This is a genomic window from Williamwhitmania taraxaci (assembly GCF_900096565.1).
GTDB classification, from domain to species: Bacteria; Bacteroidota; Bacteroidia; order Bacteroidales; family Williamwhitmaniaceae; genus Williamwhitmania; species Williamwhitmania taraxaci.
Genome location: NZ_FMYP01000075.1, coordinates 1 through 16,791 on the forward strand (window position 1 = coordinate 1; position 16,791 = coordinate 16,791).

Genomic DNA, 16,791 nt, shown 5'->3' on the forward strand with positions numbered 1-16,791 from the left:
CGCACTCACAATTCAAATATTTCTCAAAATAACTCTTATATTCTCTTATTCAGATATTTTAGAAAGTTCGGCACGGCCATTGTAAAGGAAGCAATAAATCTTCTGTTGTTATTTTAACAATAGGTTTTATAACACATTTTCTTTCGGAACTTTTTAAAACTTTTAGATATGACAAGAGAACAATACATCGAAAGCTTACGCAAACTGAACCTTAAGGTATATCTTTTTGGTGAACTCATCGAAAATCCAGTTGATCATCCCATGATTCGCCCTTCCATGAACTCCGTGGCTATGACCTACGAGTTGGCAGAAAAGGAAGAGTATAAGGACTTGATGACCGCAACATCTAACCTAACAGGTAAAACCGTAAACCGCTTTTGCCACCTGCACCAAGGAACCGACGACCTTATTAAGAAGGTAAAGATGCAACGCTTGTTGGGCCAAAAAACAGGATCATGCTTTCAACGCTGCGTGGGTATGGATGCCTTCAATGCAATATTCTCTACCACATTCGAGATTGATCAAAAGCACGGAACTAGCTACCACAAGCGCTTTGTAGATTACCTAAAATACGTGCAGGACAACGACCTTACAGTGGACGGCGCAATGACCGACCCTAAGGGCGACAGAAGCCTTGCCCCTTCGAAGCAGGCCGATCCCGACATGTATCTTCACATTGTTGGCGAAAACAAGGATGGAATTATCGTTCGCGGAGCAAAGGCACACCAAACTGGAGCCGTAAACTCACACGAACACCTAATCATGCCAACCATTGCCATGAAGGAGGAAGATAAAGAGTATGCAGTATCCTTTGCCGTTCCTTCCGACGCCGAAGGAGTATTTATGATCTATGGTCGCCAATCGTGCGACACTCGCAAAACTGAAGAGGGTGCCGATATAGATGTTGGAAATACCCAGTTTGGAGGCCATGAAGCTCTCGTTGTTTTTGAAGACGTATTTGTTCCGTGGGAACGCGTATTCCTATGCAAAGAGTATGAGTTTGCAGGTATGATGGTAGAACGCTTCGCCGGATACCACCGTCAATCCTATGGTGGATGCAAGGTTGGAGTAGGCGACGTGCTCATTGGTGCAGCAGCTCTAGCTGCCGACTACAACGGCGCAGCAAAGGCAACCCACATCAAAGATAAGCTTATTGAGATGACCCACCTCAACGAAACACTTTTCGCTTGTGGAATTGCATGCTCAGCCGAAGGGAAAAAGACAAAATCTGGCAACTACGAAATCGACAACCTACTCGCCAACGTGTGTAAGCAGAACGTGACCCGCTTCCCTTACGAAATTGCCCGCCTTGCCGAAGACATTGCTGGCGGAATAATGGTTACCATGCCTTCGGAAAAAGATTACCGTGACAAGAAGGTAGGACCATACGTTGCAAAGTATATGGCCGGAGCAGTGGGTATGGATACCGAAAACAGAATGCGCATCCTTCGCCTTATCGAAAATATGACGTTAGGAACAGCAGCCGTTGGCTACCGTACCGAGTCGATGCACGGAGCCGGTTCGCCACAGGCACAACGCATCATGATTTCCCGCCAATCGAACCTCGAAGCAAAGAAAGGCTTTGCCAAGAACATTGCGAAGATTGACGATTCGAAGAACAAATAGGTGAAAGACGGGAGTCAGAAGATCGTTCTAACAAGTTTAAGTGGAGACATCTTTCTTAAACCAATTGGAACAAAAATCTTCGGACTCTAGTCACATCACCACAAAATTAATCAAAAGAGGTGGGCGATTCAGAGAAAAGCGCCTACCAACAAAAGTAAAAACAGGAGGCACTTCTGAGAAAAGTGTCCTCCAACAAGAGTGAAAAGGTCTCGGACAAGAGTGAAACGCAGTATTTAAGAGGAACGTTGTTATGTCTTGGGAAACAATTTACAACAGCAAGCTGACCACCGCAAATCTGGCGGTGGCGGCCATAAAGAACAATTCGAGGCTGGTGTTTGGTCACGCAGCAGGAGCACCGCAAGCCATTGAGCAAGCCTTGGTTGAGAACAAGGAGCGCTTTAGCAACCTAGAGATTGTGCACATGCTCAACCTAGGCGGAGCAAACTACCTACAACCGGGAATGGAGAAACATTTTCGCCATAACGCCATATTCGTGGGCGGTACCTCACGGGAAGCCGTTATGGAAAACCGCGCCGACTTTACTCCTTGCTTTTTTCACGAACTACCACGCCTCTTCAAGGAAAACATCCTAGAGGTAGATGTGGCTGTTATTCAAGTAACCCGTCCAAATGCGGACGGTTATTGTAGCTTTGGAGTATCGTGCGACTATACAAAACCGGCAGCAGAGGTGGCCAAAATGGTTATCGCCGAAGCCAACGACCAGATGCCATTCGTGGGTGGCGACAACCTCATCCACGTTTCAAAAATCGACTACATTGTTGAAACATCGAACCCCATCTTCGAGCTGCCCCTCCCTAAGATTGGAGAGGTAGAAAAGGCTATTGGCGAAAACTGCGCCACACTTATAGAGGATGGATCAACGCTTCAGTTGGGTATTGGAGCAATCCCCGATGCCGTGCTCATGTTCCTTAAGGAGAAAAAAGACCTCGGAATCCACAGCGAGATGTTTAGCGACGGCCTTATCGACCTTATTGAGCAAGGCGTGGTTAACGGATCGAAAAAATCCATCCACAAGGGCGAGATGGTGGCCACATTCCTCATGGGCAGCAAACGACTATACGACTTTGTAAACAACAACGACAAAGTAAAACTCTACCCTGTGGACTACGTGAACCATCCAACCGTAATTATGCAAAACGAGAAGATGATCTCCATCAACTCGTGCATTGAAGTGGATCTCATGGGTCAAGTGGTCTCTGAATCCATTGGACTAAAACAGTTCAGTGGCGTGGGTGGACAGGTTGACTTTATTCGCGGTGTAGCCATGTCGAAGAACGGAAAATCAATCATTGCCGTTCCTTCCACCGCATCGGCAGGAAAGCGATCGAGAATAGTTCCATTCGTAGCGACAGGGGCAGCAATTACCACTTCGCGCAACGATGTAGACTACATCGTAACCGAGTACGGTATTGCCCACCTCAGGGGCCGAACCTTGCGCCAACGCGCACTTAGCCTCATTGCCATTGCACATCCCGACTTTAGAGCCGAGCTTACAGTGGAGTTCAACAACCGATTTGCAACAGCAAAGTAATTCTAGAAGATAGGCACTATGCAACTATTTAAGATTAAAACTAAAATTAGCAAGTTCAACTCGTTTGCACAGTTCGCAATGGATTTTAAGATATCCGAAAACGATCTTGTAATCACCAACGAGTTTCTGTACACTCCATTCATGAAGAATCTGAACCTTAAGGCTCACTTCATCATGCAGGAGAAGTATGGACAAGGGGAACCATCGGACGAAATGATGAATACCATTTTGAACGAGGTAAAAGGAATCAACTACAGCCGAGTGATTGCAGTGGGTGGCGGTACGGTTATCGACATCGCCAAACTCTTTGTGCTAAAAGACCTCAACAACGTAGTGGATGCCTTCGAACGCAACATCCCCATTATTAAGGAGAAGGCGTTGGTTATTGTGCCCACCACCTGCGGAACCGGCAGCGAGGTAACCAATATCTCCATTGCCGAAATTAAGAGCAAGCACACCAAAATGGGCCTTGCCGACGACGAGCTCCTAGCCGACGATGCAATTATTATCCCCGAGTTGCTCCGCGGACTTCCATTCAAGTTCTATGTGGCCAGCGCCATCGACGCACTCATTCACGCCATTGAGTCGTACGTTTCACCAAAATCGAACATTTACACCCAAATATACAGCAAGGCAGCCATTGAGATTATCATCAAGGTGTTTCGCTCTATTGCCGAAAAAGGTCCAGACTTCCGCTTCGAAAAGATGGAGGAGATGTTGGTTGCCAGCAACTTTGCGGGGATTGCCTTTGGCAACACCGGCGTAGGAGCCGTGCACGCACTATCCTATCCGCTTGGAGGAACCTACCACGTTCCACACGGCGAAGCTAACTACCAGTTCTTCACGGCGGTATTCAAGCGCTACAACGAGAAGAATCCGAACGGCATCATTAAGGAGGTAAACACTCTGCTTGCAACGCAACTAGGCACAACCAATGCCAATGTTTACGACGAGATGGAAAACCTCCTTGGAAAACTGCTCAACAAGAACCAACTCCGCACCTACGGTATGAAGCAAGAGGAGATTGAACTCTTTGCCGACAGCGTAATGCAAAAGCAAACCCGCCTGCTGGCCAACAATTACGTAGAGCTTACCCGCGACGAAATCCGCGACATTTATAGTTCACTTTTCTAGAGATTAAAAAACTTAAAATATAGGAGATTGCATCATGGAAATCAATGAAATGGTTATCAGAGCCAGAAAAGCACAAGCAATTTTTGAAAAAAACTTTAACCAAGAGCAGGTAGACGAGATTGTTAAAACCGTGGCAAAAACGGTTTACGACAACGCCGAAGTGCTTTCGAGGCTGGCCGTAGACGAAACCGAAATGGGCGTTTACGAAGATAAGGTAGCCAAGTGCAAGGGAAAATCGAAGGGAATTTGGTACGACCTTTCCGACAAAAAATCGATGGGTGTAATTAGCGTAGATGAGATGACCAACCTCATTGAAATTGCTAAACCAATTGGTGTAGTTGCCGGGATAACCCCAATGACCAACCCAGTGGTTACCCCGATGTCGAAAATTATGTTCGCCATCAAGACCAAGAATGCAATCATCATTGCCCCACACCCCAAGGCAGAGAAGTGCTCCTCCCTTACCGTTAAGCTAATCAACGAGGCCATCGCCAAGTTCAATGTTCCCGAAGGTCTTGTTCAAATTGTTGATGGCCCATCCATTGATAGAACACAGGAGCTCATGAAGCGCTGCGATGTGGTGGTTGCCACTGGTGGTATGCCTATGGTTAAATCGGCCTATTCCTCCGGAAAGCCTTCCTATGGTGTGGGTGCTGGTAACGTTCAAGTTATCATCGACCGTGACATTAACTTTTTGGATGCTGCCACCAAAATTATTGCAGGCCGCATCTTCGACAACGGAATTATCTGCTCGGGCGAGCAAAGTTTCATCTACCACGAAGACGACCGCACCGCAGTGATGGGAGCCTTTATTGAAAAGGGAGCCTACATTGTGAAACCGGAAGACAGAGACAAGCTGGTAAACGCCATTTTTGTGGATGGCCACATTGCCCGCGACGTAGTGGGACAATCGCCTGCCTTTATTGCCAAGAAAGCCGGCATCGCTATTCCTGAAGGAACCCGTGTTATTGTTGTGGAAGCCCAAGGAGTTGGCGTGGACGATATCATCAGCAAGGAGAAGATGTGCCCAGTATTGGCCGCCTTCAAGTATAAAACCATCGACGAGGCAATTACCATTGCCAAGACCAACCTTCACCTCGAGGGTAACGGCCACACCGCTGGTATTCATTCCAACAACCAGGAGAACATCCTTAAGGCAGGTAGCCGGATTTCGGTATCGCGCTTCATTGTGAACGCACCCTGCGCTACTACTGCCGGTGGCTCCATTCAAGGCGGATTGGCCTATACCAATACGCTGGGTTGCGGAAGTTGGGGTAACAACTCCATCTCCGAGAACTTTACCTACAAGCACCTGCTGAACATCACCCGCATTGCGTCCATATCAACAAAGGTGAGCGTGCCAACGGATGAAGAGATTTGGAAATAAACGATGAGAGGTGAAACGCTAAGGGTGGATAGATGGTCAACATCCCGTTGATAATTTGACCCAATCCACCCACCCTTCGCACCACCCATACCTGCCATACAACAGGTAACCTCAATGCAAATATCATAAGGTCGACCATATGTTAGCGGTAATTTTGAGCCGTAAGAATAAGAGGTAAAAAAGTGAATAGAAAGAGATTTACTGATGTTGTAAAATGCTAATTGGGTAACAACGTTCTAGCTAGATTTTACAGAACCATCACCCCAAATAATCACTTTGGCACATTCACTTCGGACTATTTTAAAATAAAAACAATTTAACACAAATACAATGGATTTCAGCTTAACGAAACAGCAACTCTTGTTTCAGCAAATGATTCGGGAATTTGCCGAGAAAGAGGTAAAGCCTCTTGCCGCCGAAGTTGATGAGCAAGAACGCTTCCCCATGGAAACGGTAGAGAAGATGGCAAAGATAGGCATCATGGGTATACCTATCCCTACTCAATATGGTGGAGCAGGCGGCAGCAACCTCCTTTACTCCATTGCAGTGGAAGAACTCTCGGCAGCTTGCGCAACAACCGGTGTAATCGTTTCGGCACATACCTCCCTATGTGCAGCTCCAATTCTTGAGCACGGAACCGAAGCCCAAAAACAGAAATACCTCCCCAAGCTAGCCTCTGGCGAGTGGATTGGAGCCTTTGGTCTTACCGAGCCCAACGCCGGTACCGATGCATCGGCCCAGCAAACCACTGCCGTAGCCGATGGCGACAACTACATCATCAATGGCAGCAAGATATTTATCACCAACGCCATCTACGCCCAAGTTTACGTGATATTTGCCATGACCGACAAGTCGCAAGGCACTAGAGGCATCACGGCCTTCATCATCGAAAAGGGCACCCCCGGATTCTCCATGGGTAAAAAAGAGAAGAAGATGGGTATCCGTGGCTCTGCTACCTGCGAGCTGATTTTCGAAAACTGCATCATTCCGAAGGAAAACCTCCTAGGTAAAGTTTCCGGTGGATTTGGCATTGCCATGAAAACCCTCGATGGTGGTCGCGTAGGTATTGCCTCGCAAGCCCTCGGCATAGCCCAAGGCGCCATGGACGAAACCGTGAAGTACATTAAGGAGCGCAAACAGTTTGGCAAGCCCCTCTCTGCTTTCCAAAACACCGCATTCCAAATGGCCGACCTCGAAACCCGTGTGCAGGCAGCCCGCCTATTGGTTCGCTCGGCAGCGTGCAAAAAGGATAGCGGACTTCCCTACTCGGTAGATGCAGCTATGGCCAAGCTATACGCCTCCGAAACAGCCATGGAGGTAACCAATAAAGCCATCCAGTTCCACGGAGGTTACGGTTACACCCGCGAGTATCCCGTTGAGCGCATGCTACGCGATGCCAAGATTACCGAGATATATGAAGGAACCTCCGAGGTTCAGCGCATGGTAATTTCCGCTTCACTCTTTAAATAGGAAAAGGTATACGATATGAAGATAGTTGTTTGCATTAAGCAAGTTCCCGATACAACGGAGATCAAGATCAACCCCGTAACCGGAACACTAATCCGCGAGGGCGTCCCCAGCATTATTAACCCCGACGATAAGGCAGGCCTCGAGCTGGCCCTTCGCCTGAAGGACGAATTCAACGCCCACGTTACCGTAATTACCATGGGACCACCCCAAGCCGATGCCGCTCTTAGGGAGGCTTACGCCATGGGAGCCGACAGAGCCATTCACCTTACCGACAAGAAATTTGCCGGTGCCGATACCCTTGCCACCTCGCATGCCCTAGCTGGTGCCCTGCGCCAGTTGGAGTTCGACTTGCTCATTACCGGTCGTCAGGCTATTGATGGCGATACCGCACAGGTTGGCCCGCAAATTGCCGAGCACCTCGACCTGCCTCAAGTGAGCTACCTCGAGGATCTTACCTTCGACGGAAAGAAAACCTTTACCATTAAACGCGCCATTGAGGATGGTTACCAAATGCTGGAGGTTGACGCCCCTTGCGTAGTAACGGTACTCTCCAACGCCTTTAAGCCACGCTACATGTCGGTAAGAGGCATTGTGGAAGCCTACACACAACAGGTAGAGATGTGGGGATTCGAGCAAATTAGCGTTGCCGAGGAAAAGTTGGGTCTTAAAGGCTCACCTACCCGCGTGCACAAGGCCTTCTCCCGCGGCGTTAAGGCTTCGGGCGAACTCTACGAAGTAGAGGCAAACGAGGCCGTGGGCATCATTATGAGCAAGCTAAAGGAAAAATTCATTCTCTAATTTGAGCGCTATGGACAAAACAGCATATAAGGGAGTTTACGTTTTCGTGGAGCAGCGCGAGAACACCATTCAAAGCGTGTCGCTGGAGCTACTTGGCAAGGCAAGAGACTTGGCCGATGCCCTAGGCGAGAAAGTTTACGCCATGTTTCTTGGCCACAACATTGCCAACCAAACCGGCAAGTTGATAGCCCATGGGGCCGACGTGGTGCTTTGCGCCGACGCACCCGAGCTAGCCGACTACACCACCGAACCTTACACCCAGGCCATCTGCCAAATAATTAAGGAGCACCAGCCATCCATTGTGATGATTGGCGCCACCACCATAGGCCGCGATTTGGGTCCTCGCGTTTCGGCGCGTATCGAAACCGGACTTACCGCCGACTGCACCAAGCTGGAGATATCGGAGGAGCGCGAGCTGCTCATGACCCGTCCTGCCTTTGGAGGTAACCTCATGGCCACCATCGTGTGCAAGGAGCACCGCCCACAAATGTCCACCGTTCGTTCCGGCGTAATGCGCACCCTCCCCGAGGATGGTAGCCGCAAGGGCGAAGTGGTTAAGGTAACCGTGGCCTTCAACAGCAGCAAGTTCCGCGTGAAGTTGCTCAAGACTGTGAAGGAGAAGAAAAACCTGATAGACATCAGCGAGGCTAAAATCCTGATTTCGGGTGGTCGTGGAATGGCCAACGCCGAAGGTTTTTCCAAGCTCACCGACTTAGCCAAAACCATGGGTGCCGAGATCTCCGCATCGCGCGCGGCAGTGGATGCAGGGCTTATTGCACACGATCGGCAAGTAGGACAAACCGGCAAAACCGTTCGTCCTGACCTATACCTTGCCGTAGGTATTTCGGGTGCTATTCAGCACTTGGCCGGCATGGAGGAGTCGGGCTACATTGTTGCCATCAACAAGGATAAGAATGCCCCCATCTTCCAGGTTGCCGACCTCGGCATTGTAGGCGATGCCAAGCAGATTATTCAGCTGCTCAACGATAGGTTGAAGAAATAATTTTTCCCCGCATATAGTATTTCAGAAGAGGAGACCGCATGGTCTCCTCTTTCTTTTTAGGGCCGATGCCAGCACATCGCTTTCATACGATAATAGATCTCTGCTGAACTTGTATCCATCTCTGTCGAAACCATTTCGATCTCTGTCGAAACAATCGCAGATCGCAAGAATGAAAAATAGCGGAAATTATCACCGAAATGGGCAGTGAAACATAGTTATCTGATTGGCTCCACTGAGAATTTTTCAAAACGGTTTCATGCAAAAGATAAAAACGTACATTTGTATTTGGCATCGCTATTCAACCACAGTCAAAATCGTTACAAATGAAACAGAAGATTGTCCTATTAACAATACTTTCGCTTGCACTGATGTCGTGCACCATGCGCCAAGTAGGCCATATTGTTTATGGAATGCCCAGCACAAAGGTGCACCCCATCCAATTCGAAAACACGAGCCAGATAGCCGATCTGAAATTCATTTTTCCCGACACGGCAAACAACGCCTACCTCAAGGAACTCAGGGATACTTATGGGCTAAAGAAGCTCACAGCACAAGCAACTACCGACAAAGAAAAAGCGCTGACCATACTGAGTTGGACAAACCAGCAGTGGAACCATAATGGCGCGAATGAACCTACAAAGCCCGATGCGTTAACCATACTCAAGGAGGCCCAAGAGGGAAAGCAATTCAGGTGTGTAGAATATGGTGTAGTTTCTACGGATGCACTCCTTTCCATCGGGCTCAAGGCTCGGGTTCTGGGCATAAAGACCAAAGATGTAGAGACTAGCAAAACCGGAGCAGGACATGTTTTGGCCGAGGTTTGGTTGCGGGAGTTTAGCAAATGGGCACTAATTGATGGTCAATTCAACATTATGCCCGTATTGAATGGGGTTCCGCTGAATGCGGTGGAATTTCAGGATGCCATCGTAAACCGGAAACCATTTGAGTTGATCAACAGCGAAGGCAGCATATCGAAACAAGCGAAAAAAAACTACCTCGCATTTGTTTCCCACTACCTCTACTACTTCGACATAGCCTTTGATGAGCGAAGGCTCATCGAAAAAGAGAACAGATACACCTACAAAGAAAAACCCAAGTTGATGTTGGTTCCCAATGAAGGTAAAAACCCCACTACATTTCAGCGGAAAAATACACTAAACTACTGCGACTACACCCACTCGGTTAAGGAATTCTATAAGGCACCCGGCTTATAAATAGTTTTATTTATTTTTTGAATTTGCTATAAACCCATCGACACGACGAACGGTAGCGAAAAGCAGAAAAATACCGTTTGTGGAGAAGCGTGGCAGAGTTCTTGACGAATTGCGAGAATATAAAATAACATTCTCGCACTTAAGTGTGCAAATTGCACCTAGCATTGTGTGATAATAATTATTGCTACTTTAGATATTTATAAGCAAGGCGTTGATACGCTAATAAATTGGATAACAGGAATTGGTAAATATGAAAGGAAGTGAGCCATATAAGGTAAATGGCATAAAAATACACACTTAAGAATTTCAAACACTGCAAGGACTTACACCTCATTAACAATATATTACCATGAATGAAATTGTCAACAAGACTTTGGGCTTTTTTCAAAAAGTTCCATCAGCTCCAACTAACCCGCATGAGTCAAATGAGACTGCCACATTTAATATAAAAGATTTATATACTACAGAGGAGCCTTCGGGAAAAGGGGAAGAACAGCTGGGATTGGATGAAAAGTTAAGACAATCGTATTTTTGGATCGCAAACACAGCAATTATAAGCCCATTTTATGATATCGAGTATGATAATGGTGATTCAAAGCAATATATTTTTGGAGATAGTAAGGTTGAAGTTATACTACCTAATGGGCAATGCTATTCCAGCTTTGTTCTAATCCCCCTGTTAAACCTAATGGTAAGAGGCAAATGCCTTATAGTTGGTGGTCCAGGTCGAGGAAAAACAGCTACATCAACACTAATGGGCTTAATAGCCGGATATTCAAAAACAGATGTTCAACGTGCAATTCAGCATGGACAACCTCAAATGACCATTTCCGATTTGTTGGGTTATCCCCTTCCTTCAGATATGGTGAAGGCTGAGAATACTTCTGACATTAGAATTGCATGGAGGAAATGGTTAGGAATGAGAGTTAAAATTATTGATGAGTATAACCGAATTCCGACAAGAACACAATCGGCCTTGTTAACAGTGCTTTCGGATAACTATGCTGAAATTTTTGATCAGATATTCGAATGCCCACAGTCGGCATGGTATCTCACAGCTAATGACGATGCAGGAGGTGGAACTTATCAGGTTATTGAAGCATTGAAGGATAGAATAGACATAGTTGTTCGTGCATTCCATTTTAATACTAGGTTTATTGAAGATCTTCAAAAAAGGATAGAGCTCAATATTAAACCTGAATCGATGATTCCTGAAGAAATTATCTTTTCTGAAGAAGAAATTGATACGATAAATGAGCAGATTAGGGCCATAGTTATTTCTTCACCAATACGTAAACGAATTGAATTCTTTTGCCGACAATTTGAATTCTTTGAGTATTCATCCGACAAGATGGAATACATGACTAAAGATACAGCAAAACTTTCTGGCTTAGACTTCAGAACATTACTCAAGCAGGATTCAGGTAAAGATCAAGTAAAAGATCTCGGTTCGCAAACCGTAAACGGAGTTTCGGTAAGAAAAATCATGACCCTTATAATCTACTCCAAGGCACTTGCTTACTTTAGAGGGAGTAAAGAAGTAGAACTTGAAGATATTCGGCAAATACTACCTTTTATATTGCACGACACCTTAGTACCACATCTCGAGTCGCCTTTTTTTGATCAACAAGGTAATGAGAGGTATCGGGTGGACAGAATTGTTTGGCTTAGAAAATTATTTGATCTCTCATGCGATGAATATAACACTATAGACTTAGACAAAGATGATCCTATTGACATGTTCAACGAACAATTCAAGAAGGGATTAGAGAATGTGTCGGCCAAAGAAATAGACAAGCGCCTACTAGATATCGAAAAACAGCTTAACCAATGGTCGCAGGAAAAAAAACTTTATGGCTATCGCCATGATGATATTCTAATGCTGAAATACTTGCATCAACGGTACACCAACTATAGACGATGGCTGAAATGGAAAGGATAACCTTTTTGCCTTTGATTGCTCATATAAATGAACAATCAGATTACTACAACCAACTTTATCGGGAAAATGAGTTGAAGTATGGAACGATAGATCATTCACGTATTTCATCATGGATGATCAATTCCATTGAACCTATTATCAAAAAAAATCACACTTCTAATCCTGACCAATTACCTCAACTATTTAAAACATTTTACATCGAACTGCTTACAATATTAGGTAACAATTTAGGCATTGAACATGAAGATGAATACAAGCAGGCTTGGAAATTATGCACAACAAATCCAGCCCTGGTAAGCACGTCCCCAGCACAGTTCATAAAGGCCATCGATAGTGCGCTAGAGTCAATAAGAGGTTTTCAACCTCAAAACGTTTTTACATGGATTTCGCGAATGGAGTGTATCATCAAAGACTGTGATACAGTTGATGAATTTTTGGCATGCGGGCGGATTTTTGCATGGTTGTGTGGAATGGCTCACTTAAAGCCTAGAGCAGAAAATGAATTTATAAGGCTAAGAAGTAATTTAAAACAAGCTACAATTAATGCCGATTCTAGGTTGGCGTTTGCTTTTGAATCCAGCTGGCCAAACCTAGACAAGCCAAGTTTTGTAGGCGAAACTGGTGGGTTTGTAGGATTTGGAGGGTATTTTACGGCTCCTCCAATTGTATCTCAAATTGGAGACAGAATACTTGTTACTGACAGAAAAAACAGTTACCTCCTATTTGCCGACAGCTATGGCAAAGTCTTATTACCAAACATCCCTGTTTCGACCGATAAAATTATTCAGGAGTCGAGTACAGTTGATTTAAAATCATTTATTTCCATGTATGGAAAGAAGATAATTCCATTTGATGATGTAAGTTCAAGCGTTATGCAAAAGTCGACACTAGTGCTTACTCGAAAAAGTTCACACTATTTGTACGTTTACGGCTGGTCGCTATGAATTTTACAAACCATTTAAACAGCATTCTCGAACAATGGAAGGAGAACTGGCCAAAAGCGAAGCAAGTATGGAATCCGTATGTGAGGCTAAGAGAACCTCAATGGTGCTTAAGTTCAAAGATAGCGTCAGCAGAAGGATTAACTCAAAGTTTTGCAATGATTAGATTATCTGATCATCGAATTGTTATTGATTTAGAAAAAATACTGCAGCACGATTTGAGTCTGTTTTCTACGGAAATACTTGCCCATGAAATTGGTCACCACATTTATTCGCCTGCCAATCTTCATGACAATGCAATGCTGCTTTCAAGAATTCGATGGGGACTTGCTGATATTGAAGATAGAGCCCCATTTGTTGCCAACCTTTATGCCGATCTATTGATTAACGATACTCTCCAAAGAACAAAAAACCTTAGCATGGCAAGAGTTTATCAAAAGATCAACACTAATGAATCAAACTCCAAAATGTGGGCATTTTTCATGAAAACCTATGAGCATTTATGGCGGTTGGAAAAGGGCTACTTGCTTAACAACAGAAATCTTTATTCGCCACAGATAGATGCTGATGCAGCCATCGCCGCCTCACTCATTCGAAGTTATTCTAAAAGATGGTTGGACGGCGCAGGACGATTTGCTGCTTTAGTATACCCATATATAATGGAAGAAAACGAATACCAGGACGCCCGAAAATCCTTTACTCTTCAATTAGATTCAGAGAATGCAGGTGAGGGTGGTATGGTAGCAGGACTTGCTGAAATCGATATCGACAGTATTTCTGAAGCAACTGATCCTAGGCAAGAGTCAGGATCTGGCAACAACAATACCGGTAATTCGTTAGAAAAAAGCAATTCAACAGGAGAAGGACCAAAACAGAGATATTTAAACCCTGGAAAATATATAGATTTACTAAAACAGGTTAATCCCAAAGCCAACAAACAAGAATTAATCAGCACATATTATAAAGAGATAGCATTACCACATCTCGTTAAGTTCCCCTTGGAAACCTATAATCCCTCATCAATGACCTTGCCTGAAGGGACTGAGGGCTGGGATTTAAGCGACCCCTTTGAAGAAATTGACTGGATTGAGACAACCATTTCATCTCCAATTATAATACCTGGGTATAATGTTGTAAAACGGATTTATGGTTCATCTGAAGATGATTCTGAAACACACAAGCCATTAGATATATACATTGGAATAGATTGTTCCGGGTCAATGGTTAATCCAAGTTCACGCTTCTCTTGGCCAGTACTTGCTGCTTCCATCATAGGATTATCTGCATTAAGAGCTGGGGCGAAAGTAATGGGATGCCTTTCGGGAGAACCAGGCAGTTTCATGGAAAGTAATGGCTTTATTTCATCCGAAAGAGATATTCTTGCGGTATTAACATCTTACCTCGGAACAGGCTACTCATTTGGTGTCCCCCGATTAAATACCCCATTTTCGAATCCGTCCAAAATTGGTTCACATATTGTTTTGGTAACCGATGATGATATTTTTAGTATGCTTGATGCAGTAAAAGAAAATAAAGAGGAAAGCAACTGGGTAATCATTGAAAGAGCACTAAAAAATGCGGGGGGTGTGGGAACGCTCGTTTTGCATTCAAATCAAGAATGGCATAAAGAGGAAGTAACGCGATTAAAGGAGATGGGCTGGTTTATTTACTATGTAACTAATGAAGAGCAACTCCTCGATTTTGCGTCTAAGTTTTCTACAAATCATTATAGTAATAGAAGAAAGGGTTGAAAATGGATGTTTTTAATCTCATGTATCATCTAAAATGCTGCCCAGAGCCGCTATTACAGCGATTTGGCATTAATCATGGCGAAATACTACCAACCGAAATTTTTGTTAAGGATATGTTCCGAAAGATTCTCGGTGACTTTAACGTTGCAGACTCCGAGTTCCCGCCATTACCTAGTATTCAGCAGATAGATGAGAATCATCTATTCTCAATTCAAATTGGTTGTTGGCTCTTTTCCTATCCAAAGTTCAACCAAAATCCAACGTTAATTCCAAAAATTCATGAGTTCTTATACTTTGATTTAGCCAAGCTAAGTGAATTTGTAAAGTATAGAAATTGGATTGAAGATGATGATAGAACAGAGGAATTTGTAAGGTTGGCTCTTAAACGATGTGATATTTTACCTACTGGTGAAACAGCAAAAGTTGCAGCCAATAGGTTGGAAGCCTTAGATACAATAAAGAGGCAAAAGGTTTTAAATGAAACCAACGAATCAATCGAGAGAATTAAAGATATAAGAAAAGCAATGGCGGAAAAGAAAGCACGCGAAGCAGCAAATGTATATGGGAGGGAATAAAAAACCAGTGGTAAGTTTGAGTGATCAAGAAAGGTTTCCAGAGATCAACGATTTGTCTTTCCTAATGCAAATGAAGCAGGATGAACTTGCTCCTTTGTTCAATTTCCAAAGCGGTGACAGACTAAACTCAGAAAAATTAGAATTGGTTAACCAATATGCATTGCGCATACGCAGCAGCAAGAAATTTTGGGAAAAAGATCAATTACCAGATTGGTTAGACGATTACCTACTAAAGTGTAAACGAACGGTTCCTTACTATAATAGCAGACCAAAATCATTATACGATCAACCAACAATTGATAGAAGCATTGTCAGATCAACTCCTTGGCAATTCGTTTCATCAGAATTAAACTTGGAGGATTTACTAGTTTATCAAACATCTGGAACAACAGGTGCTGCAATGGATGTATTATTTGATCCAGTCTCGCAGGCTTGCTGGCTACCTCAACTGCAATCAATTCTCGACCTTTATGGGATAAACCTTGACAGTAGACCTGATAACGTTACGATAGCATTAGTTTGCTCTCAGAAGTCCACGCTTACTTATGCTTCACTATCTACCTATCTTAAAAGCTCCGGTGTTTTAAAAATCAACATAAATCCGAGTGATTGGAAAGTTCCGGCCCATCGAATTCAATATCTAGAAAAATACAATCCACAGATTCTTACGGGCGACCCTTTTGCGTTTATGGATCTATTGGCATTAAAACCAAGAATCACTCCTAAGGCTCTTGTATCCTCTGCAATGAAGTTAACCGAAGGAATTCGGAAAAAGTTAGAGGAGTATTTTGCATGTCCTATTATTGATACTTACTCTCTTACTGAATGTAGGATGATTGCATTTGCCGAAAACAACAGGCACAGGGCAATTCGTCCCGAATTGTATTTGGAAGTGTTTGATAAGGATAAAGATATTCTTCTCCCTTACGGAGAAAGAGGTGAACTAGTAATTACTGGTGGAAACAATCCATTTTTGCCTTTAATACGCTATAGAACAGGTGACTTCTGCCAGTTAGAAATTGAAAATGGAATACCGTTTATAGTTGATCTGGAGGCTAGAACTCCCGTTGCCTTTTATAAAAAGAATCACTACTGTCCGACTAAACTCTAAATATTCATTTATTGCCTCTGCATCCCAATAAATACAGGCAACGATTTTGATTATTAGAAAAGCACCCCTCAGAAAATAAGTTTAATTTGACCGTATAAATCTGGCGAACCTCGCTTATTTAAGTAGTCCCGCTTGGTGCTGCGGAGCAGCTCAAAAACATCGAGTAGGCTGATCAGGTGTATCCGGACTAGCGTTGCCACCACCGAAAATGCTTTCTGGGTGTTGGCCATCTTTTGGATCACGGTCATGAGCAGCTGGGCGATCAGCGTGCACCAAACCTGGGTGCG

Annotated in this window: 13 protein-coding genes and 1 pseudogene; 13 read left to right on the forward strand and 1 reads right to left on the reverse strand. The window is 44.3% G+C overall.

Annotated features, from left to right (window positions below):
* The first annotated feature begins 168 nt into the window (after positions 1-168).
* The 13 genes from BLS65_RS14975 (at position 169) to BLS65_RS15035 (ending at position 16,504) form a co-directional block, all read left to right on the forward strand.
* Positions 169-1,626, forward strand: coding sequence for a 4-hydroxyphenylacetate 3-hydroxylase family protein (locus tag BLS65_RS14975; RefSeq protein ID WP_092440445.1), 1,458 nt, complete (start codon positions 169-171; stop codon positions 1,624-1,626).
* A 250-nt stretch (positions 1,627-1,876) separates the two neighbouring features.
* Positions 1,877-3,178, forward strand: a complete 1,302-nt coding sequence (locus BLS65_RS14980; protein ID WP_092440447.1) for an acetyl-CoA hydrolase/transferase family protein — start codon at positions 1,877-1,879, stop codon at positions 3,176-3,178.
* Positions 3,179-3,196: 18 nt separating this feature from the next.
* Positions 3,197-4,312, forward strand: coding sequence for a 4-hydroxybutyrate dehydrogenase (locus tag BLS65_RS14985; RefSeq protein ID WP_092440449.1), 1,116 nt, complete (start codon positions 3,197-3,199; stop codon positions 4,310-4,312).
* Positions 4,313-4,346: 34 nt separating this feature from the next.
* Positions 4,347-5,699: an aldehyde dehydrogenase family protein gene (locus BLS65_RS14990; protein WP_092440451.1), complete on the forward strand. Its 1,353-nt coding sequence runs from the start codon at positions 4,347-4,349 to the stop codon at positions 5,697-5,699.
* Positions 5,700-6,029: 330 nt separating this feature from the next.
* A complete protein-coding gene (locus BLS65_RS14995) occupies positions 6,030-7,169 on the forward strand; it encodes an acyl-CoA dehydrogenase (protein ID WP_092440453.1) in 1,140 nt (379 codons plus the stop codon).
* Positions 7,170-7,184: 15 nt separating this feature from the next.
* Positions 7,185-7,967, forward strand: a complete 783-nt coding sequence (locus BLS65_RS15000) for an electron transfer flavoprotein subunit beta/FixA family protein (RefSeq protein ID WP_092440455.1) — start codon at positions 7,185-7,187, stop codon at positions 7,965-7,967.
* A 10-nt stretch (positions 7,968-7,977) separates the two neighbouring features.
* Complete coding sequence (locus BLS65_RS15005; protein WP_092440457.1) at positions 7,978-8,970, forward strand: electron transfer flavoprotein subunit alpha/FixB family protein; 993 nt, start codon at positions 7,978-7,980, stop codon at positions 8,968-8,970.
* A gap of 323 nt (positions 8,971-9,293) precedes the next feature.
* Complete coding sequence (locus tag BLS65_RS15010) at positions 9,294-10,184, forward strand: transglutaminase-like domain-containing protein (protein WP_092440459.1); 891 nt, start codon at positions 9,294-9,296, stop codon at positions 10,182-10,184.
* Between the two features lie 349 nt (positions 10,185-10,533).
* Positions 10,534-12,126: an AAA family ATPase gene (locus BLS65_RS15015; RefSeq protein WP_092440461.1), complete on the forward strand. Its 1,593-nt coding sequence runs from the start codon at positions 10,534-10,536 to the stop codon at positions 12,124-12,126.
* A complete protein-coding gene (locus BLS65_RS15020) occupies positions 12,114-13,070 on the forward strand; it encodes a hypothetical protein (RefSeq protein WP_125869899.1) in 957 nt (318 codons plus the stop codon). The genes BLS65_RS15015 and BLS65_RS15020 overlap by 13 nt, the downstream gene beginning before the upstream one ends.
* Positions 13,067-14,818: a hypothetical protein gene (locus BLS65_RS15025; protein WP_125869900.1), complete on the forward strand. Its 1,752-nt coding sequence runs from the start codon at positions 13,067-13,069 to the stop codon at positions 14,816-14,818. Before BLS65_RS15020 ends, BLS65_RS15025 begins: the two co-directional genes overlap by 4 nt.
* 2 nt (positions 14,819-14,820) lie before the next feature.
* Positions 14,821-15,393: a hypothetical protein gene (locus BLS65_RS15030; RefSeq protein WP_092440467.1), complete on the forward strand. Its 573-nt coding sequence runs from the start codon at positions 14,821-14,823 to the stop codon at positions 15,391-15,393.
* A 70-nt stretch (positions 15,394-15,463) separates the two neighbouring features.
* Positions 15,464-16,504: an AMP-binding protein gene (locus tag BLS65_RS15035; RefSeq protein WP_170830153.1), complete on the forward strand. Its 1,041-nt coding sequence runs from the start codon at positions 15,464-15,466 to the stop codon at positions 16,502-16,504.
* A 68-nt stretch (positions 16,505-16,572) separates the two neighbouring features.
* On the opposite strand, the pseudogene BLS65_RS18405 reads toward BLS65_RS15035, so the two are convergent.
* Positions 16,573-16,791, reverse strand: a pseudogene (locus tag BLS65_RS18405) (hypothetical protein); the annotation flags it as partial.

Bases quoted from the DNA above. Each gene is read 5' to 3' on its own strand.
- BLS65_RS14980 (WP_092440447.1), top strand. From the start codon at position 1,877: ATGTCTTGGGAAACAATTTACAACAGCAAGCTGACCACCGCAAATCTG.
- BLS65_RS15010 (WP_092440459.1), top strand. From the start codon at position 9,294: ATGAAACAGAAGATTGTCCTATTAACAATACTTTCGCTTGCACTGATG.
- BLS65_RS14990 (WP_092440451.1), top strand. From the start codon at position 4,347: ATGGAAATCAATGAAATGGTTATCAGAGCCAGAAAAGCACAAGCAATT.
- BLS65_RS14995 (WP_092440453.1), top strand. From the start codon at position 6,030: ATGGATTTCAGCTTAACGAAACAGCAACTCTTGTTTCAGCAAATGATT.
- BLS65_RS15030 (WP_092440467.1), top strand. From the start codon at position 14,821: ATGGATGTTTTTAATCTCATGTATCATCTAAAATGCTGCCCAGAGCCG.
- BLS65_RS15025 (WP_125869900.1), top strand. From the start codon at position 13,067: ATGAATTTTACAAACCATTTAAACAGCATTCTCGAACAATGGAAGGAG.
- BLS65_RS14975 (WP_092440445.1), top strand. From the start codon at position 169: ATGACAAGAGAACAATACATCGAAAGCTTACGCAAACTGAACCTTAAG.
- BLS65_RS15005 (WP_092440457.1), top strand. From the start codon at position 7,978: ATGGACAAAACAGCATATAAGGGAGTTTACGTTTTCGTGGAGCAGCGC.
- BLS65_RS15000 (WP_092440455.1), top strand. From the start codon at position 7,185: ATGAAGATAGTTGTTTGCATTAAGCAAGTTCCCGATACAACGGAGATC.
- BLS65_RS15035 (WP_170830153.1), top strand. From the start codon at position 15,464: ATGAAGCAGGATGAACTTGCTCCTTTGTTCAATTTCCAAAGCGGTGAC.
- BLS65_RS15020 (WP_125869899.1), top strand. From the start codon at position 12,114: ATGGAAAGGATAACCTTTTTGCCTTTGATTGCTCATATAAATGAACAA.
- BLS65_RS15015 (WP_092440461.1), top strand. From the start codon at position 10,534: ATGAATGAAATTGTCAACAAGACTTTGGGCTTTTTTCAAAAAGTTCCA.
- BLS65_RS14985 (WP_092440449.1), top strand. From the start codon at position 3,197: ATGCAACTATTTAAGATTAAAACTAAAATTAGCAAGTTCAACTCGTTT.